At 57.9% G+C, this 25740-nt stretch carries 14 protein-coding genes; 13 read left to right on the top strand and 1 reads right to left on the bottom strand.

What is annotated here, in order from left to right; genetic code table 11:
• Positions 1-39: 39 nt before the first annotated feature.
• The gene (locus HH216_RS18780) at positions 40-1335 is read right to left on the bottom strand and encodes an aminopeptidase P N-terminal domain-containing protein (protein WP_169552195.1); all 1296 of its coding nucleotides are present in this window, start codon (positions 1333-1335) and stop codon (positions 40-42) included.
• 113 nt (positions 1336-1448) lie between these two features.
• Between HH216_RS18780 and HH216_RS18775 the strand changes: the two genes are divergently transcribed.
• From HH216_RS18775 to HH216_RS18715, 13 genes are all read left to right on the top strand, one after another.
• Complete coding sequence (locus HH216_RS18775) at positions 1449-3017, top strand: S8 family serine peptidase (protein WP_169552194.1); 1569 nt, start codon at positions 1449-1451, stop codon at positions 3015-3017.
• A 175-nt stretch (positions 3018-3192) separates the two neighbouring features.
• On the top strand, positions 3193-5142 hold the full coding sequence (locus HH216_RS18770) for a tetratricopeptide repeat-containing sensor histidine kinase (protein WP_169552193.1): 1950 nt from the start codon (positions 3193-3195) through the stop codon (positions 5140-5142).
• A gap of 120 nt (positions 5143-5262) precedes the next feature.
• Positions 5263-5895, top strand: coding sequence for a response regulator transcription factor (locus tag HH216_RS18765; RefSeq protein WP_169552192.1), 633 nt, complete (start codon positions 5263-5265; stop codon positions 5893-5895).
• Entirely contained in the window at positions 5892-6608 is a 717-nt protein-coding gene (locus HH216_RS18760) for a hypothetical protein (RefSeq protein WP_169552191.1), read from the top strand. Before HH216_RS18765 ends, HH216_RS18760 begins: the two co-directional genes overlap by 4 nt.
• 102 nt (positions 6609-6710) lie before the next feature.
• Positions 6711-8789, top strand: coding sequence for a phospholipid carrier-dependent glycosyltransferase (locus tag HH216_RS18755; protein WP_169552190.1), 2079 nt, complete (start codon positions 6711-6713; stop codon positions 8787-8789).
• 101 nt (positions 8790-8890) lie between these two features.
• Complete coding sequence (locus HH216_RS18750; RefSeq protein ID WP_169552189.1) at positions 8891-10465, top strand: serine hydrolase; 1575 nt, start codon at positions 8891-8893, stop codon at positions 10463-10465.
• Between the two features lie 24 nt (positions 10466-10489).
• A complete protein-coding gene (locus HH216_RS18745) occupies positions 10490-11539 on the top strand; it encodes an OmpA family protein (RefSeq protein ID WP_169552188.1) in 1050 nt (349 codons plus the stop codon).
• Between the two features lie 268 nt (positions 11540-11807).
• The gene (locus HH216_RS18740) at positions 11808-13892 is read left to right on the top strand and encodes a S9 family peptidase (protein WP_169552187.1); all 2085 of its coding nucleotides are present in this window, start codon (positions 11808-11810) and stop codon (positions 13890-13892) included.
• Positions 13893-13953: 61 nt separating this feature from the next.
• Positions 13954-14532, top strand: coding sequence for a YdeI/OmpD-associated family protein (locus HH216_RS18735; protein ID WP_169552186.1), 579 nt, complete (start codon positions 13954-13956; stop codon positions 14530-14532).
• Between the two features lie 297 nt (positions 14533-14829).
• A complete protein-coding gene (locus tag HH216_RS18730) occupies positions 14830-16521 on the top strand; it encodes a TonB-dependent receptor (protein ID WP_169552185.1) in 1692 nt (563 codons plus the stop codon).
• A 7-nt stretch (positions 16522-16528) separates the two neighbouring features.
• Positions 16529-22543: a hypothetical protein gene (locus tag HH216_RS18725; protein WP_169552184.1), complete on the top strand. Its 6015-nt coding sequence runs from the start codon at positions 16529-16531 to the stop codon at positions 22541-22543.
• Positions 22543-23673, top strand: a complete 1131-nt coding sequence (locus HH216_RS18720) for a hypothetical protein (protein WP_169552183.1) — start codon at positions 22543-22545, stop codon at positions 23671-23673. Before HH216_RS18725 ends, HH216_RS18720 begins: the two co-directional genes overlap by 1 nt.
• Before the next feature lie 25 nt (positions 23674-23698).
• On the top strand, positions 23699-25723 hold the full coding sequence (locus HH216_RS18715; RefSeq protein ID WP_169552182.1) for a fibronectin type III domain-containing protein: 2025 nt from the start codon (positions 23699-23701) through the stop codon (positions 25721-25723).
• Positions 25724-25740 lie beyond the last annotated feature (17 nt).

The following is a 25740-nucleotide window of genomic DNA, read 5'->3' as shown; positions in this document are numbered from 1 at the left end:
ACCGGTAAAACCTTACACTTTAGACCTTAACCATTAAACCTACCGATTCATTAGCTCCTCAATTTCGTCGGCTTCGATGGGGATGTTGGCCATCAGGTCGGTGTTGCCGGTTTCCGTGATAACCACGTTGTTCTCCAGCCGGATACCCAATCCTTCTTCGCGAATGTAAATGCCCGGTTCAACGGTGAACACCATGCCGGGTTCCATCCGCCGGTATTTGTTGCCCACGTCGTGCACGTCCAGACCCAGGAAGTGTGAGGTGCCGTGCATGAAGTATTTCTTGTACAGGGGTGCATCGGGGTCCTGTGCCGCTACGGCATCGCGGTCGAGCAGGCCCAGTCCGATCAGTTCCGACTCCATCACCTTGCCCACTTCGCGGTGGTACTCATCCCACAGATTGCCCGGCTTCAGCATCGCGCTCGATTCACGTAGTACCCGCAGTACGGCATCGTACACGGCCCGCTGCCGGGGCGTAAACCGACCATTGACCGGGATTGAGCGGGTCATGTCGGCGTTGTAGTTGGCGTACTCGGCACCAAGGTCCAGCAAAATCACGTCGCCGTCTTTGCACTGCGCGCTGTTGTCGATGTAGTGCAGTACGCAGGCGTTGGCCCCCGACGCAATGATCGGGTTGTAGGCCGCTCCCCGCGACCGACGACGCAGAAACTCGTGCATCATCTCCGCTTCGATTTCGTACTCCCAAACGCCCGGTTTCACGAATCCCAGCAGCCGCCGGAACATGGCGTCGGTCGTGTCGATGGCGGTTTGCAGCAAGGGCAATTCTTCGGGTTGCTTGATAGCCCGCAGGTTGTGCATCAGCGGAGCCAGCCGTTCGAGCCGGTGCAGCGGGTAGCGGTTGCGGAACTGCTCGATGAAGCGGGCGTCCTGCGTTTGCACCTGTACGTCGGCGCGGGTATGCTCGTTGGCGTTGAGGTACACGTGCTCGGCTTCGAAGACAAGCTGCGCGAAGATCGTTTCAAACTGATGCGTCCAGTAAATCTGCGATTCGGGCAGGCCGGTGGTTTGTGCCGCTTCGGCTTTGGTCAGCTTGTGGCCTTCCCAGATTTCGATCAGTTCACTGGTTTCGCGCAGAAACAGCACCGCCCGGAATTTTGGGTCGGGGTGTTCGGGAAAGAGCAGGAAGCGCGTTTCTTCCTGATCGACCCCCGTCAGGTAAAACAGGTCGTTGTTCTGGCGAAACGCCATCGTGCCGTCGGCATTGGTTGGCAGGATGTCGTTGGCGTTGACGATGACCAGCGATTTAGGTTTGAGTAATGAAGCGAGCCGTTCGCGGTTGCGGACGAAAAGCTGGTTGTTGATGGGCAAATAACGCATAGCGGGAATGATGAAACCCCGTTTAGGGTTTACGTTTGCAAAGGAAACGAAAAGCCGCCACAGTTGCGGCCCGTTCTCCCCGCTTAACCTTTCTTCCCGGTACGTCCGCGCTTATGCGATTTTTCCTGTCTGCGCTGCTGGTTTGTCTGTCCTTTCTGGGGCGGGCTACAGACCCTGTCAGCGACCCAACACCCAAATACTGGATTTTATTCACGGCCAAAGAGCCGGGTGCGGCCCCCGCGTTGTCGGCAGCGGCTCTGCACCGGCGGGCGGTGCAGCACCTGACCATCGACGACACCGACCGACCCGTTTCACCCGCTTACCTGACCGCCCTGACAAGCGCGGGTGTCACCCCGCTGAGCCGGTCGCGGTGGCTTAACGCCGTATCGGCGCGCCTGACGGCCGAACAGGTAAAACGCGTGCAACTCATGCCGTTCGTCAAAGCCGTACAGTCGATTGACCCAAACCTGGTTATATCCAGCCTGAGCCATTCGCCAGCGGAATCTGCCGACGAGCCCGTTCAATCGCAGCTCGCGCCGGTTATGACGCAGATTCAGGCTCCCGACTTCCTACAGGCCGGGCTGACGGGTCGGTTCGTGACCATCGGGGTAATCGACGCCGGGTATTTCGGAGCTGATTCGGCCAACGCCCTTAAACCAATTTTTGCCCGGAAAGGCATACGCGCCATTCGTGACTACGTCCACCGTGACCGCCCCGGTGTCGAATTGTATCGCTCGCTCGATGCCATGTCAGATTTTCACGGGACGGAAGTGCTGGCGGCCATCGCGGGGAATGATTTGCAGGAAAACCGGCAGTACGGCCTGGCCACCGAAGCGACGTTTTACCTGGCCCGCAGCGATCAGGGCAACCGCGAATACCGGGGGGAAGAAGATAACTGGGTGGCGGCTATCGAGTGGATGGACAGCCTGGGCGTGCGCCTGATAAATACCTCGCTGGGTTACGCGCGGGGTATGAGCAACCCGAAAGAGAACTACAAGACCAGCGAAATGGACGGCCACACGAGCCTGATTAGCCGGGCCGCGCAGCTGGCTGCCGACAAGAAAGGAATGCTGATCATCGTGTCGGCGGGTAACGAAGGGGAGGACCGGGGCTGGCGCATTATCAGCACCCCCGCCGACGCGCAGGGTGTGCTGGCTGTCGGGGCCACCAACGCCAAATACTGGAACCGCATCGGCTACAGCAGCATCGGCCCCGAACCGTTGCCGTACCTGAAACCCAACGTTGCCTGTTTCTCGCTCTACGGCACCTCGCTGTCGGCACCGGTGATTACGGGTTTTGCCGCCTGCCTGATGCAGGCCCGCCCCGAGCTGTCGAACAAGGAGCTACTAGCGATTATTGAAAAATCGGCGCATTTGTACCCGTACGGCAATAACTACGTGGGCTACGGCGTGCCGCTGGCGTCGCGGGCACTGGCGCTGCTCAAAAATCAACCGGTGCCCAATACCGCCCGGCTGGTGAAAGCAACCGGCAAAACAATTGAATTACCCGTCGAAACAACCGACCTCTCGGTGTCGGTATTTCGCAAGAAAGATGCGACGCACGTGATCCGGCAGGAGGTCGTGAAAGTCGCGAAAGGCAAGATCACCCTGCGCCGGGACAGCCACGAAGCCCGCACGACGGTCGATCTGAAAAAAGAAGTAATCGAGGTCGTCTGGCCGTAACTGGTCGCGTCTCTACAAAAACAAGTTGTTTCCCAAACGCTCCCGCAGCACGACTCATGGATGAGTTGGCTGTGGGAGCGTTTTTGTTGCAGTATTGTAAGTCTGTCAGCCGTATAATAAAGCGGTATTGCGATGATCGTCAGGAACAGGTAATTCGTGAAAAACCGTGACTGGAATGAGAAACTATTACGGATTGCTGATGGCTGGTTTGGCTGGTCTGTTACTGAGTCAGTCAGTAAAGGCGCAGCTGGGCAATGTCGATTCGTCGGCGCGTTACCTGAAAACGCACGCGCCCGTCGATACGGCTTACGTGCGGGCGATGGACCCGGTGATCATCGACATGATCTACAAAAAATCCGAGTACGCCCGCGCCGACTCGATGAGTAAGCAGATGATCGACCTGGCGACCCGACTCCGTGACTGGAACGGTGTAATCCGTGGCTACCGCAGCAAGACGATCCTGAACCTTATGTCGGCTAACTACGAGCAGTCAATAGCGAACTCGAAGAAGGCGCTGGAGATAGCCGATCAGCACAATATGCCCCCCGTAATTATCGGCGGACTCCTGAGCAACATGGCGGCTGGCTACGACCGGATGGGTAACGCGCCGATGGTGTTTCAGACGGCACTGCGGGCCATTCAGTTGCAGGAGAAACATGACTTCCGCCCACGGTCTCCGGTTGTGTACCGGCTGATCGGGGGGGCACTGGTGAAAATGGGCAAGAAAGAACAGGCGTTGCCCTACTACCAGAAGGCGGGCGTGCTGTTTCGCGAACTGGGCGACCCACGCGGCATTGCCATTTTCGAAAATCAGCTCGGCGAACTATACAACACGCTGAATCAGCCCCAGCAGGCTATGCCGCACCTGCGGGAGTCGTTGAAACTGGCGGAGCAGCTAAAATTCGACATGCTTCAGTTCGACGTATTCGACGGCATGGCTACCTCGTTGCGGTTGCTGAACAAACCGGACGAAGGGCTGGAATATGCCCGTCGCTCCCTGGCTATTGCTGAAAAACAGCAGAATAAACTGGCCGTTTGCCATGTATACGGCACCATCGCCAGCCTCTACCAGACCCAGAAAGACTACGTGCAGGCCGAAACCTATCTGAAGAAGGCGATGACGCTGGCCGAAGACAACGACTACAAAGACGATCGGAAAAAGCTGACGCAGCAGATGGCCGATCTCTACGGCGTTCAGAACAAATACCAGCTGGCCTATACTTTCCAACTGGAGAAAAATCGGCAGGTCGACTCGGCCATCGCTATTCGCACGAATGCTGAACTGCAACGGATGGTGGCGCAGTATGAGACGGAGAAAAAAGAAGCTCGTATCAAGTTGTTGCAGCGCGAAACGCAGCTGTTGCAGCAGGCCAAGCGGCTGGATCAGGAAGAAGCCCGGCAGGTGCGCTGGCAACGGAATGCCGGACTGATCGGTGGTCTGCTGCTGCTGCTGCTGGGTGGGGCCGTAAGCGCGTGGCTACTGAATCGCTCGAAGGTGCAGCGGCTGGAAGAATCGCAGCGGCTGCGGCAGCGAATCGCCCACGACCTGCACGACGAGGTGGGCAGTACACTCAGCAGTATTTCCTTGCTGAGCGGCCATACTGATAAGCTACTGAGTGAAAACCGGCCTGAGACGGCACAGCGGATGGTTCAGAAAATCTACGTCGACGCCCGCCAGATTCTGGAATCCATCGACGAAATTATCTGGACCATCAATCCCGGCAACGACTCGCTGCAACGAATTGTGATGCGGTTGCAGGAATACGCCCAGCCGTTGATGGAGTCGAAGCAGATTGCCTTTACGTTCAGCGTCGACCCATCGCTGGAGCAGTTGCCCGTGTCGATGGAGGTGCGCCGAAACCTGTACCTGATTGGCAAAGAAGCGATTAACAACCTGATTAAATACTCCGAAGCCACCCTGGCGACGATGCGTTTTGAACGGCGGGGCGATCAGTTCGCCGTACTGCTCGAAGACAACGGGCGCGGCTTCGACACCAATCAGCTCAGCAGCCGCACCGGGCAGCAGAGTATGCAGCAGCGGGCCATAGCCATGGGCGGTACGCTGACCGTACAGTCGACGCCGGGGCAGGGGACACGACTTGAGCTAACGGCCGCTACGCTCTAGGCGCCGGGTTTGCTGTAACGGAGTTGTCATATACTTATCCGATTTACACGAATCGGGCTGTCCCGTAGCTTTGTCAGACGGATCTGCATCCGGCACCCGTTCTACTCCACCCGTTCAGCCATGATCCGCATCACTATTTTTGACGATAACAAGTCGCTCCGCGAAACGCTCGCGCTGGTATTCGACGCTACCGACGATCTGATTGTGACGGGAACGTACCCCGACGCGCTCGACGCGGTTTGGTGCGTACAGCGCGATGAGCCCGACGTGATTCTGATGGACATCGACATGCCGGGCCGGACGGGTATTGAAGCGGTAAATCTGATTCGCCAGCAAACGACCCGGCCCAAGATTCTGATGCTGACCGTGTTTGAGGATGTCGAACGCATCTTCGCGGCTATCTCGGCGGGGGCGGTGGGCTACCTGCTCAAGAAAACCCCCGCCGACAAAATCATCGACGCGATTCGGGAGGTGATGACGGGCGGGGCCGCCATGACGCCGTCGATTGCGCTGAAAGTATTGCAGGCGTTCCAAACCCCAACGACCAACACGAATCCCTACGCCCTGACCGAAAAAGAGCGCGATGTGCTGTACCGGCTGGTCGAGGGCGATAGCTACAAATTGATCGCGTTCCATTGCCAGATCAGCATGGGAACCGTCCGGACACACATCGTCAATATCTATGACAAGCTGCACGTCAATTCCAAATCGGAAGCGGTTGCGAAGGCATTGAAAACGGGCATGTTCAAATGATACGGCTGTTGCTCATCGGCCTGCCGATATTGTTGTGGGCCTGTCAACCGGAGGACTCCAGTAGAAATACGACTACACCGTCGACCGCTGACCGGGATACCGCCGGGCCGGTCAATGATTTTCGGATCGTGCCCGGTCAGCGCGCCGGACTAATTCATTATTCGACCTCGGAATCGGAGTTGCTTCGCTTGCTGGGCGCGTCGGTTGTTACGACGGGCGACACGGTCTACGGCGCGGAAGGGGAGGTGTTCATCGGTACGACGCTCTACAAGGGCACCGCCGACGAAGCGCAGATTCTGTACCGCGACTCGTCGCAGCGGCAGCATCCCGAACTGGTGCTGATCCGGCCGACACTGACCGATATCGATGGCAACCTGTTGCCCAACCCAAAACCGACGCGCTGGACGACCGCTGATGGGCTGCGTATCGGCACGACGCTGCACGAACTGGAACGACGAAACGGCAAGCCGTTCCGACTGTGGGGCTTCGGCTGGGACTACGGCGGAAACGTTTCCGACTGGCAGGGCGGGCGGCTGGAAAAGGGCGGTCGGTCGTTGCTGGCCATGACGCTCGGCCCGCCACCGACAATGACGTCTGCCCAGCAGAAAGACTACGAAGCCGTGATGGGCGACGGTGAATTTATGTCGTCTCTGGCACCACTGCAACGGCTCGATCCGGTGGTGCAGGTCATGCAGGTAACGCTGGAGCCGTAAGCGACTTCCGGGCGAAACGGCACTTCTCCGCAGCCGGATACAGACGAAACCCAGTCAGTTTTTGTACGCACTTCTTTTTTTAAAACCACACCACAACCAGTCATGTCAACCATTACTACTGAATCTGTACGGCCAGTGGCCGTGCGTCGGACTCCGCTTACGCATCGCCCGTTTTTGTTCTGGCTCGTTGCCCTGCTGTTGATCGTCGGTGGCGTACTGCGCTCGAACTGGGCGACCCGGCTCGACACCTTCACGCTTGACGAAGCCTACCACATCATGGCTGGCGCGTCGTATGCCGGTACCGGTTCGTTCCGCATCAACCCAGAACACCCACCCCTGACCAAACTGTGGGTTGGCGAAGTTGTACTGCTGAATGGCTACAAACTGCCGCCGTTCAAGGCCCTCAACGACAAACGGGAGGAACGGCGGTTTGCCGAGGAAAACGTGTACCTGACCAACGACCCGGTGGCGGTGCAGCAGCAGGCTCGCTGGGCGATGTTTGCCCTGAACGGTCTGCTGCTACTGCTATTTACCGTCATGGCCCGGCAAACGCTGGGTCCGGTGATTGCACTGCTAACGTTGGCTTATTTGGTGATTGATCCAACCGTCGCGGCTCACCTGCCCGTGGTCATGACCGACCTGCCCGTGGCGCTGGCGTCGAGCGCGGCTATGCTCGTAGCCGTCCGGGCGTTCCGGTCGTGGCAACCGGCTGACCTGCTCGTGACGGCCGCTTGTCTGGGGCTGGCACTGGCGGCCAAGCATTCGGCCGTCATCACGGTCATTGGCGTTGGGTTGCTCGGTGTCGTGATGGCGTTCGTCGGGCGGGAGCCGCTGGGGCGTCGCGCCGGGCGGCTGGGCATGGTTGCCGGGGTACTGATTGGAGCGGTGGTGGTGCTGTGGGGTTTTTACGGCTTCCGGTATCGCGACAGCCGGGCGGAGGGTGAATTTTTCAACCGACCGCTGGCCACCAAAATCGACGATATTCAGTCGCCCCTGTCGAAAACGATGCTGCACAGTCTGGCCGACGCGCACCTGTTGCCAGCATCGTACCTGTGGGGGCTGGCCGACACCTTCCGGGCGGGCGTTGAAGGGCGACCGTTTCCGGCCTTCGCCTTCGGGCAGTCGTATCTGAACCGCGCGCCGTTCTACTATGCGCCCGGCATCTGGGGAGCCAAATTGCCGCTCGGCCTGCTCGTACTGACACTGGCCGGGCTGGTGCTGGTATGTCTGCGAAAGCTGCCGGTGTCGGTACTGCCGCCATTGGCTGCGCTGGGGGTACTGTTTGGCCTGTTCTGGCTGGCACTGGCAACGGGTTCGACGTATGGGGGTGTCCGTCATGCCCTGTCGCTGTTGCCGCTGCTGGCCGTGCTGGGCGCGTTGGCTGTCTGGTACGCGTTTCAGCACGGTGTCTGGTATCGGGTTCCGGTCGTGCTGGCGGCTGGTGCGGCTTTGCTGACGGCAATACCTGCGGTACGACCCTGGGAATACTTCAACGAACTGGCGGGCGGATCGGCTGATAGTTACCATTACTTCAATGACGAGGGTGTCGATCTAACGCAACGGTCGGGCGAACTGACACAGTATTATAACCGCCACCTGAAACCGACGGGGGAGGTGCCGTTCATCTGGTATAGTATGCGCCGGGCTGAAAAGCAACGTTACGGACTGCACTGGATCGGCGAAAATCCTGACCAGGATAGTAGTCGCTATCAGTCGGTTAATGTAGCCGGCACGTTCTTTTTAGCCACGGGGGATTTAAGCCCTAACCCATACGATGTTGACAACCAGATGGCTGTGTTTCGAAAGGCGCGACCCGTAACCCGGATGGGGAATCTGCTGGTGTATCGGGGCCGCTTTTACCTGCCCAACGTCCGCGCTATGTGGCTGGGTAGCAAAGGCTACAAAGCGCTCTTCGTCGATAAAAACCACGATACGACCAGCGCGATCCGGTTTATGGCCGCTGCCATGAAGCTGTATCCCAAAAGCGCGTTTATGAACTGGGAACTGGGCAACCTGTACGCCAAACGTAACGCCCGCGCTGAGGCTATTCATGCATTTGAACTGTCGCGGACCTACTGCGTCGACCCGGCCCTGAAACCGATGCTGACGGCGCATATCGGCAAGCTACGAACGGCTGACCTTCACCGATTGCCAACGCTGCGAAATCCAACAACCGAGTAGGGACGATTGCATTAATTCGTTTATTTACAAGGCATCTGTGAAGCCGTTGTCTAACCGCCGTGTGTAGACAACGGCTCTCTGCCGTTTACAAACTGACCACCATGAAAACCGTTTCGCTTGTTACCCTGCTGGGCTGTCTCTGCGTCTGGATTAGCACGGCTACTGCTCAGGTGAACCCGCTGACGTCGGCTCAGATCGACACGCTGGCCCAACGCGCCCTGACAACGTTCAATGTGCCGGGCATGGCTATAGCGGTGATTAAGGACGGAAACGTCGTGCATAGGAAAGGGTATGGCGTTCGATCGCTCAACACCCAACAGCCAGTCGATGAAAACACGTTGTTTGGCATCGCATCCAACTCCAAAGCGTTTACGGCGGCTGCATTGGCTATCCTGATCGACGAAGGAAAACTGACCTGGGACGACAAGGTGACGAAGCACATTCCGGAGTTTCGGATGTACAACGCCTACGTAACTGACGCGTTCACCATCCGCGATCTGCTGACCCACCGCAGCGGCCTGGGGCTGGGCGCGGGCGACCTGATGTTTTTCCCGGACTCCAGCAGCTTCACGATTACCGACGTCCTGCGCAGCTTTCAATACATGAAACCGGTGTCGGGCTTCCGAACAAAATACGACTATGATAACCTGCTTTACATGGTCGCCGGTGAGGTGATCGAGCGGGTGAGTGGTAAGAGCTGGGCCGCATTCGTGGAAGAACGACTGATGAAACCCCTGCAAATGACCCATAGTGCCGGTTCGTTCGAACGCCTTCCCGACAAAAGCAATGTGATCGACGTACACGCACCCGTCGACGGTACCGTCCGGGTTATCAGCCGGTTTTCGATGAAGGTGGGCGATGCGGCTGGGGGAATTAACGCGAGCGTTGCCGACATGAGTCAATGGGTACTGGCGCAGCTCGATGGCGGTCGATACGGTAACGGGCAACGGCTGTTCAGCGCGCAAAACCAGGCTGAAATGTGGAAACCACAAACGATCATCGACGTGTCGCCTACGCCGATACCACCCTATAACACGCATTTTGCTGCCTATGGACTGGGCTGGTTTCTGAGTGACGTAAAGGGCTACAAACAGGTGTCGCACACGGGTGGGCTGCCGGGCAATGTCACTCAGGTGATGCTCATTCCTGAACTGCGGCTGGGTATTCTGGTCTTCACCAATCAGCAGTCGGGCGCGGCTTTTTCGTCGGTTACCAATACCATCAAGGATGCTTATCTCGGCCTGCCCCCGACTGATTGGATTGGCCGACTGCGCAATCGGGAGCGTAAAGGGCAAGCGGAGGCTGACAGTGTCACCCGGTCGGTCTGGACCGCGATTGCGTCAGCGCAGAAAGCCAATATGACGACGATCGACTTCGCTCCCTACGTGGGTACGTACCGCGACCGCTGGTTTGGCGACGTTGTGCTGAGTCAGCAACATAACCGCTGGTGGTTTCGGGCGGTGCGCTCGCCAAAGCTGGTCGGGGAAGTATTGCCATACAAGGACAACACCTTCATTGTCAAGTGGAACGACCGCAGCTTCGATGCCGATGCCTACATGACCGTCAAACTGGATGGAAAACGCAACCCCGTGGCCATCAGCATGAAGCCTATCTCTCCCCTGACCGATTTCAGCTTCGACTTCCAGGACCTGGATTTACAGCGGGTGGTGAAGTGAAAACCAGGGGTTAGCCAACTGAATATGATGAACCTGTTACTGCTCTCGCTTTATTTGATTGGTTGGTTCGGCCAGCCGGTACAACCCGATACGTCGATTGAGTCAATTCACGTGTCGGGCGTATGCCATGACCTGACTACGGCGGTGTATCTGCCCGTAGAAATCTACGCGATGTCGGGAACGGGCCGAACCCGACTGGGGCAAAGTGACGAAGACGGCCGGTTTCGTATTCTGTTGCCGCTCTCGGCTACGTCGATCTCGTTTACCAGCCCAAATTACCGCACGGTTACCTTGCCCGTAGCGTTTGTAAACAACCCTACTCGAAAGGCTGATTTCCGAGTGGGAATCACCATGGGCAAACAGGATTCGGTGGCGGTTCGACAGGCGGATCAACTGATCGTGAGTAACGATCTGCCCGACGACGTAGATGTCAAATATACGGTCGATCCAACAGATCGACAGAAGGCTAGAACATTGGCTATTTCCGCTCACGGGTATCGCGTACCGCCCGGTTTGAACACTACATTCAGGAAAGGTAAAATAATACGATCGTTGACGTTCGAAGGGGCACAACCCGGCCCATATCAGGCACTCGTATCGACAACGGATGGCCGGGTACTGATCGACAAAGCGTTTACACTCAACAAGGGACTGACGTTTCTGGAAGTGCGCCCCGACGCGCCAGCGAAGCCAGTACCTGACAAGCCGACCGATGAAAAGCGGGTCGAGAAGGCCGCGCCCAGCACTGCGACTGTTTATTTCGATCAGAGCCGGTATGAGCTAACGCCGGAAACTAAAGCGTCGCTTGATTCGGTCGCCCGGCTGATGAAGAATCAACCGCAACTACTCGCTCACGTAACGGGCTACACTGACCACGTGGGCGAGCAGAAACTAAACCTGACCCTGTCGGAATTCAGGGCCAAACTGGTCGCCGGTTATTTGAAAAATCAGGGTATCGCCGACGCCCGACTGCGGGTTGATTGGCAGGGCGGTAACGCGCTGGTTTCGCCGGGCGATTCGGAAGCGGAAAAAGCCCGGAACCGTCGGGTCATTATTCAATTCAGCCGTCCGTAACCCCTGTTTTGCTGCTTGTTAAGGCAGTGGGCGTAATTCTAAGTGGCTTACTGACAGGGTGCTTTCAACGCATTTTTGTCGTCCCGACGCAGGAGGGATCTTCGGTAGGTAACAAGATCTACTGGCTACCGAAGATCCCTCCTCCGTCGGGATGACAAAGTCGGTCAATCACTGTCGTCAGCTGTTAAGAAGCCGTCAAATTTGCAGCGCGTGGAGAAGTCGCGTATTTTCAGGGTTTCGGAGCCGCCCTCTGAACACGCTCGAAACTATGACGACACCCGCTACCTTCCTCAGCGCCCTGCTGCTTGCATCAACCGCGCTGGCACAGTCGACGCCACCTACGTCCGCAACCAGCACCCGCCCCGCTTCAGCAACGACAACCACCACTAAACGACCAATCCGCCCGGCCGACGTTATGCGGCTGCAATCCGTCGCCGACCCACAAGTGTCGCCCGATGGGAAATGGGTCGCGTTTGTGCAGTCGGGGGTAGACGCGAGCAAAGACAAGCGCAACCCCGATATCTGGATGGTCAGCTGGGACGGTAAAGAATCAGTGCAGCTCACAAACAGCCCCGACGGCGAATCGACACCCCGCTGGAGTCCCGATGGTAAGTACCTGTCGTTCTTGTCGGGTCGCAGCGGTGCGCCCGGTACGGCCACCGGTGCACAGCTCTGGCTGATGGACCGGCGCGGGGGCGAAGCCAAAAAACTCACTGATCTGAAGGGTGATCTGGAAGAATACGAATGGTCGCCGTCGGGCCGGAAAATCGCGCTGGTGATTCAGGATAAGGACTATTCGGACTCGGCCAAGACCAAAATTCGTACACCCTACGTCATGGACCGGCATCAGTTCAAGGCCGACATGAAAGGCTACCTCGACCGTCGACCCATGCACCTCTACGTGTTCGACGTGGCTACGAAAACGCTGGATACGCTGACGAAAGGCGTGTACGACGAAACGGCCCCGGCCTGGTCGCCCGACGAAACGCAACTGGCCTTTACCAGCAACCGCAGCACCGACCCCGACAAAAACGAAAATACAGACGTCTACGTCATAGCCGCCCGGTCGGGTGCGCAGCCGCGTCAGCTTACCAACTGGCCGGGTCGCGACGGTGGTGCGGTCTGGAGTCCCGACGGCAAGCAACTGGCGTATCTGCGCTCGACGGCATCGACTAATTTCATCATGTACGATCAGCCGGTGCTGGCCCTCGTCGCCGTCGACGGCAGCACCACGACCGTGCCACAACCCCGCCTGCTGTCGCTTCCGCTTGACCGGCCGATTCGCAACGCTCGCTGGTCGGCCGATGGGCAGATGGTGGGCATCCTGGTCGACGACGACCGCCGAACACACGTCGCCGAATACCGCGTGGCGGATGGTAAAATGACCTACCTTACCACCGGTGACCGCGCCTTCGCCGACCTCGAACCCAACCCGAAGGGTGGCTGGGTAACGCTGATGAGTGAGCCGCAGTTGCCCACCGAAGTCTATGCTCTTGAATCTGGCACCACCCGCCGACTGACGACCGTACAGAACGACTTTGTGGCACCCCTGCTGCTGTCGACCGTAACGGGCTACACCTCACGCAGCAAAGACGGGGCGCAGGTGTCGAGCCTGCTGTTTATGCCGCCAAACGGCCCGGCCGGGAAATTGCCCGCCATTTTCTACATCCACGGCGGCCCCGTTAGCCAGGATACCTACGGCTTCGATCTGACGCGGCAGGTGCTGGCGGGCGGTGGCTACGCGGTGGTGGGCGTTAACTACCGGGGCAGCAACGGGCGCGGCATCGACTACACCAAAGCGATCTACGGCGACTGGGGCAACAAAGAAGTACTCGACATTCTGGGTGCGGCCGATGCTCTTGTCCAGAAAGGCACCGCCGACCCTGCCCGGCTTGGCATTGGCGGCTGGAGTTACGGCGGTATCCTGACCAACTACGTCATCGCGTCCGACACGCGCTTCAAAGCCGCTGCGAGCGGGGCGGGTAGTTCACTGCAACTGACCATGTACGGCAGCGATCAGTACGTCAATCAGTATGAAAACGAGCTGGGCCTGCCCTGGAAAAACCTCGACAAATGGCTCAAGGTGTCGTACCCGTTTCTGAAAGCCGACCGCATCAAAACGCCCACGATGTTTATGGCCAGCGAGAAAGATTTCAACGTGCCGGTGGCGGGTAGCGAACAGATGTATCAGGCTCTGCAAACGCTCGGCATACCGACGCAGCTCATCATTTACCCCAACCAGTTCCACGGCATCACCACGCCCAGCTACCAGCAGGACCGGCTCGTGCGCTACCTCAGCTGGTTCGACCAATACCTAAAAAGCAACTTGTCGACTACCCAGACGGGGCGCTAGGTCAGCCCCGTTTTCAGTCACATCCTCTCGAAATTCACCAAAATTCGTTGTCTGATACATTATGAATCCAGCCGTAGACGAGTACATCGATAACGCCAGACAGTGGCATCAGGAACTAACGGCTCTACGGACTATCGTGCTCGATTGTCCGGTCGAGGAAACCATAAAATGGGGTGTTCCCTGCTACACGTATCGAGGCAGTAACGTGGTGCTGATGCACGTCTTTAAAGACTATTGCGCGCTCCTGTTTGTCAAAGGGGTTCTCCTGGCTGATCCGGCTGGCATACTGATTCAGCAGACCGAAAACACGCAGGCAAGCCGCCAGATTCGGTTTACGAACGTGCAGCAACTGACCCCGCTGCGTGACACTGTGAAAGCTTATCTGTACGAAGCCATCGAGCTGGAAAAAGCGGGCGCAAAGGTCAGTCTCAAACAACCAGCCGACTATGCCGTCCCCGACGAATTTCAGCGTCAGCTGGACGGGAACGCTGCGCTAAAAACCGCCTTTGCTGCCCTGACACCCGGGCGCCAACGCGCTTATCTGCTGCATTTTGCCGCGCCCAAACAGGCTAAAACGCGGGAGTCGCGTATCGAGAAATGCATTCCTGATATTCTCGACGTAAAGGGGCTGAACGATTAGTGCCACGCATACGATACAGTATCTGTCGCCCTCACTGTGCATAGTTGGCTGTGCGGGTTTCTACGCAGGCATACCCCGGATTCTTACCGATTCTACCGTATAAACGTACGGCCGGGCGTAGTACAGAATGATGGTGTAACCTGTTGACTGTCAATTGCTAACAGGTGAACAGGTGCGGAGTCGGTCATACATTTATCCGATTGTGCAACGGGCTGATTACCAGTAGGTTTGTTTCCGTGATTCGGCGCTCTTCGACTAAGCAGCGTGAATCCACCGGACTCCCTGACCGACTGATGTATGCGCTCAACTCTACTGCTTACTGGCTTCCTGCTCCTGCTTAGTCGACCACTCTGGGCACAGTCGGCACCCGACCGGCGACCGTTGCCGGTGAAGGTGTCGGGGGGGCTGAATGCCTACGCGGGCTTCTATGCCGCCGATGGCATTGCCGCCCGGAATCAGGCGTCGCCGTTTGGCATCAGCGGGGCCGTTACGGTGGCACTTCCTGGCGGTATCTCGCTGCCGTTCTCGGCGGTACTAGGCAATCAGGGTAGCAGCTTCCGGCAACCGTTCAACCAGTTTGGTGTGTCGCCGACCTACAAATGGGCGACCGTTCACGCGGGCTACCGCAACGTCAGCTTTTCACCCTTTACGCTGGCCGGACACACGTTTCTGGGCGGGGGTGTCGAACTGAACCCCGGTAAGCTTCGGCTGGGGGCAGTCTACGGCCGGTTCAACAAAGCCATTTCCAGCAACCTCGCCGAACCCGACATCATCCCGGCCTATCAGCGCACGGGCTATGCCGTGAAAGTCGGTTACGGCAAACCCGGCAACTACGTCGACCTGATTATGCTGCGGGCCAAAGACGATTCGGCCTCAATAGCGTCGCAACCCCAGTCGCTGACCCAGACCGTCGTCCCCGCCGAAAATCTGGTCGTGGGCCTGACCACCCGGTTGCTGATTCTGAAACACATTACCGTCGAACTGGACGAGGCCGTCAGTGCCTATACCCGCGACATCCGGGCCACCCTCGTATCGACCGAAGGCAGCAACCCGGCTACGCGCCTGTTCGGCAAGCTGTTCACCCCCCGGCTCTCAACGCAGCTGACGCAGGCAACGCAGGCGGCAGTTGGTTATCGGGGGGGCAACGCGGGTATCAAACTCCAGTACAAGCGCATCGATCCGAATTTTCAGACGATGGGTGCGTACTATTTCCAGTCCGACATCGAAAGTTACGCCATCGCGCCCAACCTGACCCTGATCGACGGGAAACTTCGGCTGTCGGGCAGCTACGGCATTCAGTTCGACAATCTGGCCGGGAACAAAAACGCGCGGACGGGCCGGAAAATCGGGTCGCTCGTCGTGTCGTATAACCCTGCTACGGCCTACGGTGTCGACGTGCAGCTATCGAATTACGGCATCAGTCAGCAGGCGGGGTTACGGCCGCTGATCGATACGCTCCGGCTATCGCAGAACAACCTCTCGGCCACCGTCAACGGGCGGTACACGCTTCAGAAAGACGACGTCATGCAGGTTTTTACGCTGACGACGACCTACCAGAAACTCAGCGACCTGAACGCCAACACCGCCAATCAGACGGAGAACACGAATACCAACCTGAATCTGGGCTATTTCTACCAGCAGACCACGACCGGCTGGGGGATCAACGGGATGCTGTCGTACACGCAGACGCAACTGCCCATTGCCGTCGGCGACACCAATCAGACGGTCCGGTTTTTCGGCCCGACGCTGGGCGCGACGCAGGCTTTTTTCGAGAAAAAACTGACCACTTCGGCCACCGCCAGCTACCTCGTCAATCAACAGGCTGGCCTGACGGGCAAGGTGCTGACCGTTACGGCCAATGCGGGCTACCAGGTCGCTAAGCGGCAGACAATCAGCCTGTCGGCCAACTACCTCAACTCAAACACGGGCATTCAGTCACAGACGTTCAACGAACTCAGAGCGAACCTCGGCTATGGCATTTCTTTCTAACCACACCATGCTACGCAATCGACAGTCGTTCGCCCGGCAGTGGGGTTGGCTGGTTGTCTTCGGACTCCTGCTGACCGCCCTGACCGGGTGGGCGCAAACCTTCCCGCTGCAAGTGCAGGTCAGCGTGCTGCCGCCCTACAGTGCCTATTTGCAGGACTATCCCGGCGCGGGGCAGCAGGTGCGCGTGTTCATCATCAACACTAGCCGCAGCACCTACCAGATTCGGCTGGCCGGGCAACTGACCGGCGACAACGGTATCGAGATTCGTACGTCGGCCAACTACCGCCCACCGCGCCCGCTGACGGTGCCGCCGGGGCAAACACTGCTGAGCCGTAACGACCTCGAAGGCTTGTTCGATCTGAATCAGGTGGAGGTGACGGGTATCGACAAAAACTTACTGGCGCGGGGTCTGCCGCTGCCCGACGGCACCTACCAGCTTTGCATTCGGGCGTTCAACGAAACGGCGACCAACACCGCTGCCGTGCCTTTCGGCCAACCCCTGTCGGCGGAGTTTCCGATTGGCTGCTCGGCCCCGATCACCGTCCGGTCCGTCGAGCCGCCCATTCTGATTGCGCCCCTTTGCGACGCGGAAGTGACGGCGACGAATCCGCAGGCGATGGTGTTTACCTGGACGCCCCCGGCGGGTGTATCGCCCGTGTCGGTGGAGTACACTCTGCGCGTGGTCGAGCTGCCGCAGGCCGACGTTGACCCGAACGTATTTATCGACGCGGTGGCCCTGCCCCGGTCGGGTGTAGAAGTGCGCGGCTTACGGACGAGCACGTTTCTGTACGGCCCCACGCAGCCGCCCCTGCAACTGGGCAAACGCTACGCCTGGCGCGTGCAGGCCATCGACCGGAGCGGTAAGCTGCATTTTCTGAACGACGGCAAAGCGCCCGTCTGCTCATTCACCTACGGCACCGGCCTGCCCCCGCTGACCAAAACGCCGGGCCTTGAACTGGTACAGACACCCGGCAAGCTGATCCCGCTGCCCGGCCTGGTGGGGGAGGACACGCCACCGGAAGGGGCGACGGCGGTAGCCAGCAAAATTTCCCCGCAGTCGACTCCCTACGAACAGAAAATTACGAACTGCTCCTGCAAAACGCCACCGGGGGTAACTGTGGGTAGTGTCGACGACAACAAGACGGTTGTCAACAAAAAGCAACTCACCATCGCGGGCTTTACAGTTGATTTGACCAACGTCAGTCTCGACGAAAATCAACGGATCAATGGCAGCGGTACTGTGCAGTTGCCGTACGTTGGCGGTGGGTACATCAAGCTGCGCGTCAAACTCGACAAGGTGCAGTGCAACAGCGCGGGGCAGGCTGTCGCGGGTATCGCCCGTGGGTTGCTCAACCAGAATGCTGGTCTGCTCCCTGACTATGACAAGCCCGATTTTAGTGCCCTGTCGCTGAAACCGAATGACGTCAAAAAAATCGCGCAGAAAATCAGCGACATCAAAAACGACGTACTGGCGTCGAAGAACAGCGCGGGCTGGGAAATGCCGCTGGGTGTGTACATGTCGGCGGTCGACGTTGCCATTACGAACGTCGTTTTTGAACCGGCGCAGGCCTATTTCGATGCGGTAACGTGGTTTAAAGTTGCCAAAGCCAGCTTCGGTGGATTGCCGCTGAGTGCAACGAAAGTTTGTCTAAGCCCCGGTAAGGCTATGTGTGGCGACATGACGTTGTACCTCGGTCTGGATACACCCGTTCCTCCTTCGCTGACGTTCAAGGGAGCCTCCACCAATGTCAACGACAAAGCCCTTGGTAATCTTGACTTTACGAAGATTACCAGCGTCAACCTGAAAGAATGGGCGTTCAAGTCCATACATATCCTCGCCGATTTGAAACTGGCCGGCCTGAAAGAAGCAAGCGGAGCCAATAAAGACAAAGATGTTGCCTTCTCGCTGGTCTACGATTCGCCGAAAGCCGACCTCAACGACTGGACCGCCCGGGTGTCGTTCCCGGATTTCTACGTCGACAAGCTTTCCCGCGATTTTATCTTTTCGATGGATGGGCAGCAGGGTATCTACGATCAGTCCGAATCACCCGACGAAGCGCCAGACGAGCATACGGCCAAACTGCCCGGCGACTACCCGCAAAAAGGGCAGAAACCCGGCAACGAGTGGACGGGTCTGTTCTTCCCGAAGCTGAAGGTGACGACGACAGTGCTGAAATCGCTGAACAAGGGCGAGCCGACAGTACTAACGGTCGACAACCTGATCTATGATGATAACGGTTTCACCGGACTTATCAACGCCACGCCCATTATCAAGCTGGGTGCCGGGTCGCTGGACGGCTGGTACTGCTCGGCCGATACGCTGCGGCTGAATCTGTTCACCAGCGCGTTTAAGGAGGCCCGACTGGCTGGGCGGGTCGTGATGCCGATTTTCAAATACACCGACGACACCGACGAAACGCAGGTAGAAAAGTCGTCCATCTGGCCGTATACCTGTACCCTATCGAAGGACGAAAAACCCGGTAGTGGACTGGCTTATCAGTTCCAGATCGTCGCGCCGAAAGAAGAAGCGAGCGTAGCAATCTGGGCGGCCAAACTATCGGTGCTCAAGGGTACGAACATCACGGTCGGCAACAAGGGCAACAAAGACGGCGCGTTCAACGCGACGGTTACGCTCAACGCCAGGCTGAGTGTCAATGCCAAAATAGTATCGCCGGGCATGACCATCGAGGGGATGGAGCTGCAAAGTTCACCTCCTGACGGTAAAAGCTATTTCACGCCCGGTAAGTTTAACTCGTCGTTTGCGTCGCCCCAGAAATCACTGCTCGCTGATGCCGACAACGAAGGCTTTCCCGTCACGATCAAAGGCGTCAGCCTGACGACGGTTACGGGTAATCCGGGAAAGTATGATTTCAAATTTACCGGCGACATCACCCTGATGGAGGGGAATGTTCACGCGGCCGTTTCGCCCTACGTGCGCTTTACCATTGCCTTCGGTGCCGGGAAACGGCCAAACTGGGGTCTCGATAAAGTCGGCGTCGATTCGGTCGGTATTCACGGTTCCCTGAGTTTCATGCGTATCGACGGGTCGGCGGTGTTTTTTGATGCGGAAAGCAACCCCAAGTACGGTGATGGTTTCAAAGGCGATATGCGGGTGGCGGTGCTGGGCGCGGCCATGAAACTACAGGGCTATTTCGGGCGGGTCAATGGCTTCCGCTACTGGCAGGTGGGCGGACTGGCGGAACTGCCCACGCCGATACCGATTCCCGGCACACCGCTGTCGCTGGCGGGCTTTGGCGGTGGTGCCTTCCACAACATGGTGAAGGAAACGCAGCCGGGTGCTCCGGGCAAACCTAGCCAGATTGGGTATACACCCAGTAAAGATCATACGGGTTTCGAGGTAGCCGTAGAAGTGACCCTACAGCGGAGAGACCTGCTCGACATGACCGGCGTAATGGCCGCAACGGTGCGTACCGACAACGGCTTTCACCTGAGCGACCTGCGGCTCGACCTGACGGCCACCCTGCTCGGCCCTGAACCGGACAAGGCGCTGGCAAAGGGCGACGGTTACATCGACGTCAATTTCGATCAGGGATTCTTCGACAGCAAGTTCGCGCTGACGATGAGCTACCAGCCCGCTGGTACCAGCGCCCTGACCATCACGGGCAAGGGCGATATGGGTATGCACGTTACCTTTCCAGGTGCTCTAGGGGATGCTAGTGCTAAGCTGACAGACGACCAGAAGAAACCAGGCGGCTGGTATTTCTACCTCGGTCTGCCCGACGCGACGCCCTGCGGCAACGCTGATGATTGCTTTGCCAACTCGCAACGAATAAAGCTGGAGGTTAAACTCAGCGAACTGGGGAGCGTGGGTTTCGGATCGTACTTCGTGATGTACAACAACCTGAAGCCAACCGGCATCGATAAGTTGCCACCACCGCCCTGGGGTATTTCCGAGGCTGACCTGAAAGCCCTCGGCTATCATGGTGGTCAACCGGCCGGGTCGGATGCGTTAGCGTTTGGGGCCGGGTTTGTGGCTGATGGGCACCCGTCGTTCGGGCCGTTCCGGGCCGACTACCACGTGGCGCTCGGCTTCGATTTCGCCCTGCAAAAAGTGACGGCACCCTGCGCGGGTGGCGAGGTGCCCGGTATCAATGGCTGGTACGCCAACGGGCAGATGTACGCGGATATGCGTCTGACGCTGGGCATCGAGATCGACGTCTGGATTTATACGGGCTATCTGGAACTGCTCAAACTACAGGCGACGGCCCTGCTGGAAGGTGGTATGGTAAACCCGGTCTGGCTGCACGGCAGTATTCTGCTGCGCTACCGGGCACTGGGCGGGCGCATCAAAGGCAGTACCACGTTTGAGTTGTGGTACAACAAAGACGGGCAGTGCAAACCCGAATTTGAGCAGCCAAACCCCTTTGCTGACCTGCCGCTCATTTCAGGGATGACGCCCGAAAATGGAGGCACGAATGTGTCGGTGATTGCACCGTATTATGCCGAGTTCAGCTACCCCGTCCGGACCCTCATTCAGATTAACGATGTTGATCCTGAATCGAAACAGCCCATTGCCAGCTTCCGTACGTTCCGACTCGATTTTACCAGCGGTACCCCGGCGAACCCCTTCGTTACGACGGCGCTGTCGACGGACCCGCAATCGAAGTGTACCGTCAATAACGACGGACGGCTCCGCTTCGGCAGCGACCCCGACGGGGGCGGTAATTTCAACGTCAGCTTCTTCCGCGATGCTACCCTGCCGCCCAATACCAAACTAAGCGTTTCGCTGACGCTGGGCGTCAACCTGCTGAATACGGGTACGAACAAGTACGAACCTTATTCCTACAAAAATCAGCTTATTACGGAAACAAAGTCAAGCACCTTCACGACGGGCGAGTGTGTTAGTTCGCTTAGTCAGGATGGGGAAGTGCCGTCGGTAGCGTACTCGTACCCGTTCGAAGGGCAGCGTTATCTGACTATCAACGACGCGGGGATTTTCGGCTACGTCGAGCTGTCGAGCAACTTTGGCTGCTGCCTCAACAACATTCAGACCGACAAGTTTTACCGGCTAAGTGTTCGGTACACGGCACTGAAAGGCGGGAAGTTCGACAAAAAAGACCCCAGCACGGTCTGGACGAATCCCAACGCGCAGTTCGATGGGAAGATGCTACGGTTTGGCATTCCGCCTAATTTCCTCCAGAAAAAGACCCTGTACCGGCTCGAAGTGTTCCGCGAACCGACCGACGCGCTGGTGGCCGAACAAACAAAAATCATTGCCGCTCAAAAAGGGAAAATCCGCAAGGCACTGGAAGCCAACTATTTCGGTGGGCAGTCGGCGGAGTTCGGGTTCGGAACGGCCACCGTATCCACGAAGCCGGGTGCCGGGTTAGGATCAAAATCGGCCAGTATCAACGGGTTGGCGCAGAGCTACAACGGTGCCTATGCCGATCAGGCCACTCAGCAGACAAATGGCGGTAAACTGGGGACTGCTACCGGAATGAAAATAACCAGCCAGCAGGCCGGGGCCATGAACGACATCAAGCTGGGCAAGGGTAAAAGCGACGAAGTGGTCGACGTGAAAACGCAGCTGGAACAGCCCGTTTACAGCTATTATTTCCAGACCAGTCAGTACGGTACGCTGGCGGAGAAGCTGAAAGCGAGCCCCTTCCTGTTGACCGAGCAAAAAACAGTGCGGACGTCGACCATCGAAGCATACACCATACCGATGCAGGGGGCCGAGGGTTTCGACAGTTACGAACTGCTCTGGAAGAAGCTGCCTAACGGGAGTTACCTGCCCCCGCTCGTGTTGCAGAAGGTGCTGGACACCTCCAACCCCTGGTTTGCTGAATTTGTAAAGCCAATGCTGGGGCTAATCGATGGTATCTCGGCCTACAAGAATGCCAGTCAGGATATCCTGTTCAAGACGGCGGCCAATACGAGCTACGGCGTGGTCGACTATGAGACGCTGATGCGGCAGGTGGTGCTCGTCAACCAGGGTGGGTTCGACAAACCGCAGCCGCCCCTGTCGAAGTCCAGTATGAACGCTTACCTCAAGAACTGATGGCAATGAGAACGATGATGCATCAATTGGTTGCGGCCCTGCTTACGCTGATCGTCTGGGGCTGGTCGGGCAGCGATGGCCGGGCGCAGGCTGGCCTGAAAATGACCACTGCCGATATGAATAACGCGGTCAACAAGAACGTCACAGCGGACGGATTTGGCCAGAAAACACAGAGCATGGCGTTGGGCGGACAGGCAATCAGCAGTCAGCCGGGCAAATACGGTGTGATGTTCCTGAATGCGCCGATCTACAAGGTCTACGTCGAACGGTTAGAGGATAATGTCGATGTGATGCTTTCGACGCTGAACGATACCTATCCACTGCGAAAGGAGCTGATCGACCAGTTGATCGGCATTGCGGGCGGACTGACGTATGAGTACCATTTGGCCGTAGGTACGCAGACGGGCCAACCCAAAAGTATGAGTCCAGAAGCCCGTGAGAAATTCATGAAAAGCATCACCGAGTCGTTCACGGTGGGTTTTTACACGGATTATTTCATGTCGCTGAATGACGATTATCGGGTTCTATACTTTTCGAGCGACCTGCAACGAGCCGCCACGGCATCGGGCGAACCGACAATTGCGCAGTACAATCCCAACACGATGTACATGGCTTCGGCGGGCAGCGATCCCAGCCGGGGGAAAGACCGAATCCGTGATACGGCGAAAGACTGCGTGGCTTACGTGCTGAGTAAAATCAAGCAGACCGAAACGCTGGGAACGACCGGAAAACCGTCGGGTGGGGCGGGGCCGAATAGCGATCAGGTTAGCAAACTGTTTAATCAGTTTAACCAGATCAAGGGTGGTTACTACTGGAAACAAACCAAGCCGGGATCGTCGATTGCCTTCTACCTCAAGCAATTACCGGGGGCAACGTTGGCCTCCGACGTGGTCAGTGAGGACGGTACCGGCGACCGCTATGTTGATAGGTTTGCCATTGACAACGGGTTGTTGCCCTTTCCGTCGCCATCCCTGCTCAACATGGCGACAAACATTGGAAATGGGTTCTCTGGCATTGGCCTGGTAACCGTTCCCGACCCCAGCAAAATCGTTATTACGCCTACCAATTCGTCGGGTAACGATTCATCGAAAGACAAGAAAAACAACGACCCGCCGGTCATCATCCACTGACCATTCGCCTTCGACCAATACTGCTATGAAATCAGTCTGTCTACTAGTCTTGCTTATCGGTCTGTCGGGTGCATCCTTACTGGCGCAGCGTCCGCAGCGTCAGGCGGCACCGACAACCACGCGTCCGGCGGCTGGGTCGGCAACGGCCCGCGCCGACACGCACTTTGAGCTGTCGGCAATTGGCCGGGCGTTCGGCGACTCGGTCGTGGTCCGCTGGGCACCGCACAGCGTTATTCTCTTTCGCGAAATCAACCGAAACGGCGGCTACATTCTGACCCGGCGCAGCCTTGGCGCGGATGGACGGCTGCACCTGGATTTTCAGAAGGACGTCCGGGGCTGGACGCTCGACGAATGGAAGCAGCGCAGCCCCCGCACCGACAGTCTGGCTGCGGCCTGCGCGCAGCTGGCACACGGTAAAAACAGCGTGCTCAAATCAGCCAACGATGCCGTTACGCTCGACAAGCTGGTACAGCAGAAAACGCAGGACGATTTTCAGCTGATGTTGCTGCTGCTGCTGCTGGCCGACGAAAATGCGCGCCATGCCGAAGGGCTGGGGCTTGGCTACATCGACCGGGCGGTGAAGAAAGGCACGCAGTATTTCTATTACCTGACCCCCCGCTACGATGGCCGTTTTCTATCGGTTGATGAGCAGAAAGTAATGGTCAGCAATGTGGGGTCGTATGTGCGCCCACCCATGCCCAGCGTCCGGGCCGAGCAGCTCGACAAAATCGTTCGGCTCGTTTGGGATAGGCAGGTGAGCGACGAACTGTTTTCGGCGTACTACGTCGAGCGTTCGGCCGATGGCGGGCGCACCTACCGGCGGCTAAACCGACTGCCGTACACACAGGCACCCGTGCAGTCGGAGCAGGCGTTGTACAGCTATGTCGATTCGTTGCAGCGAAACTACGTCCGGTATCAGTACCGCGTTGTTGGCATTTCCCCGTTCGGGGAGCGCAGCGTGCCGTCGCCCGTCATCACGGCGCAGGGCATCGACCTGACCCCGCCCACCGCAGCCCGGAATGTGCAGGCCAAACACCTCGGCGGTAGCAAAGTCCGCATTACGTGGGAGCAGTCGGCGCTGCCGTCTGATTTTGCCGGGTACATCATTGCGCGGGGCAACGACGAAAAAAGCCCGGTCAGTCCGCTGACGAAGCAGGTGTTGGGCAAAACCGTCCGGGAGTACATCGATGAAACGGCGAATCCGTATGGGAAAACATTTTACAAAGTTGTCGCGCTCGATACGGCCAAAAACGCCAGTCCGTCGATGGCGGCTTACTGCACTTTTAAAGATGTGACAGGCCCGGCGAAGCCTAAAAACGTGCAGGGTTATATCGACACGACCGGTTATGTGCGGCTGGTGTGGGACCCCAACGCGGAGCCGGACCTGCTGGGCTATGCGGTGCTGATGGCAAACCAGCGCGATCACGTGTTCACCAACCGCACCAGCGATTACCTGCCCACCAGCGTGTACGACGACCAAACGACGCTGAGCACACTGACGAAAAAGCTGTATTACCGGGTTGTAGCCTACGATAAAAACTACAACCCCAGCCCGCCACCCGATATTCTCGAACTGGCTCGCCCTGACAAAGTACCGCCCAGCAGCCCGGTCATCAGCGACTTCGTAGCCAGCGACACGGCCATTGTGGTGCGCTGGACACCCAGCATCAGTCAGGATGTGCAGGAACAGGTGTTGTACCGGCGGGGAGCCGCGACGGAAAACTGGCGCGAACTGGCCAAACTGACCCCCCAGCAGGACAGCTACGCCGATCAGCAGGTAAAGCCCGACGCGCCGTACAGCTATATGCTGATGGCGGTCGATTCGGCGGGGTTGGCATCGCCCGCGTCGTTTCCGCTCAACTGTCAATACGTTACGGGCTATTCCCCGGTCGGCCCGGCAGTTGGTGGCGCAGGTCGGGGCCGATGGTCGAACGGTAGCGTTGCGCTGGCAACACCCCGATCCGTACGCCCGCTTCATCATCTACCGGGCGACGGGTGCCAGTTCGCTGCGCTCGTACGAGTCCGTCAACCGCGAACTGACATTCACTGATAAGACTGTGCCGCCGG

Origin of the sequence: Spirosoma rhododendri (assembly GCF_012849055.1) — a bacterium.
Classification (GTDB): domain Bacteria; phylum Bacteroidota; class Bacteroidia; order Cytophagales; family Spirosomataceae; genus Spirosoma; species Spirosoma rhododendri.
The sequence above is the reverse complement of the archived record's forward strand: the minus strand, read 5'-3'. Positions and strand labels throughout refer to the sequence as shown.

Bases quoted from the DNA above. Each gene is read 5' to 3' on its own strand.
- HH216_RS18725 (WP_169552184.1), top strand. From the start codon at position 16,529: ATGCTACGCAATCGACAGTCGTTCGCCCGGCAGTGGGGTTGGCTGGTT.
- HH216_RS18720 (WP_169552183.1), top strand. From the start codon at position 22,543: ATGGCAATGAGAACGATGATGCATCAATTGGTTGCGGCCCTGCTTACG.
- HH216_RS18745 (WP_169552188.1), top strand. From the start codon at position 10,490: ATGATGAACCTGTTACTGCTCTCGCTTTATTTGATTGGTTGGTTCGGC.
- HH216_RS18755 (WP_169552190.1), top strand. From the start codon at position 6,711: ATGTCAACCATTACTACTGAATCTGTACGGCCAGTGGCCGTGCGTCGG.
- HH216_RS18775 (WP_169552194.1), top strand. From the start codon at position 1,449: ATGCGATTTTTCCTGTCTGCGCTGCTGGTTTGTCTGTCCTTTCTGGGG.
- HH216_RS18780 (WP_169552195.1), bottom strand. From the start codon at position 1,335: ATGCGTTATTTGCCCATCAACAACCAGCTTTTCGTCCGCAACCGCGAA.
- HH216_RS18735 (WP_169552186.1), top strand. From the start codon at position 13,954: ATGAATCCAGCCGTAGACGAGTACATCGATAACGCCAGACAGTGGCAT.
- HH216_RS18730 (WP_169552185.1), top strand. From the start codon at position 14,830: ATGCGCTCAACTCTACTGCTTACTGGCTTCCTGCTCCTGCTTAGTCGA.
- HH216_RS18770 (WP_169552193.1), top strand. From the start codon at position 3,193: ATGAGAAACTATTACGGATTGCTGATGGCTGGTTTGGCTGGTCTGTTA.
- HH216_RS18740 (WP_169552187.1), top strand. From the start codon at position 11,808: ATGACGACACCCGCTACCTTCCTCAGCGCCCTGCTGCTTGCATCAACC.
- HH216_RS18760 (WP_169552191.1), top strand. From the start codon at position 5,892: ATGATACGGCTGTTGCTCATCGGCCTGCCGATATTGTTGTGGGCCTGT.
- HH216_RS18715 (WP_169552182.1), top strand. From the start codon at position 23,699: ATGAAATCAGTCTGTCTACTAGTCTTGCTTATCGGTCTGTCGGGTGCA.
- HH216_RS18765 (WP_169552192.1), top strand. From the start codon at position 5,263: ATGATCCGCATCACTATTTTTGACGATAACAAGTCGCTCCGCGAAACG.
- HH216_RS18750 (WP_169552189.1), top strand. From the start codon at position 8,891: ATGAAAACCGTTTCGCTTGTTACCCTGCTGGGCTGTCTCTGCGTCTGG.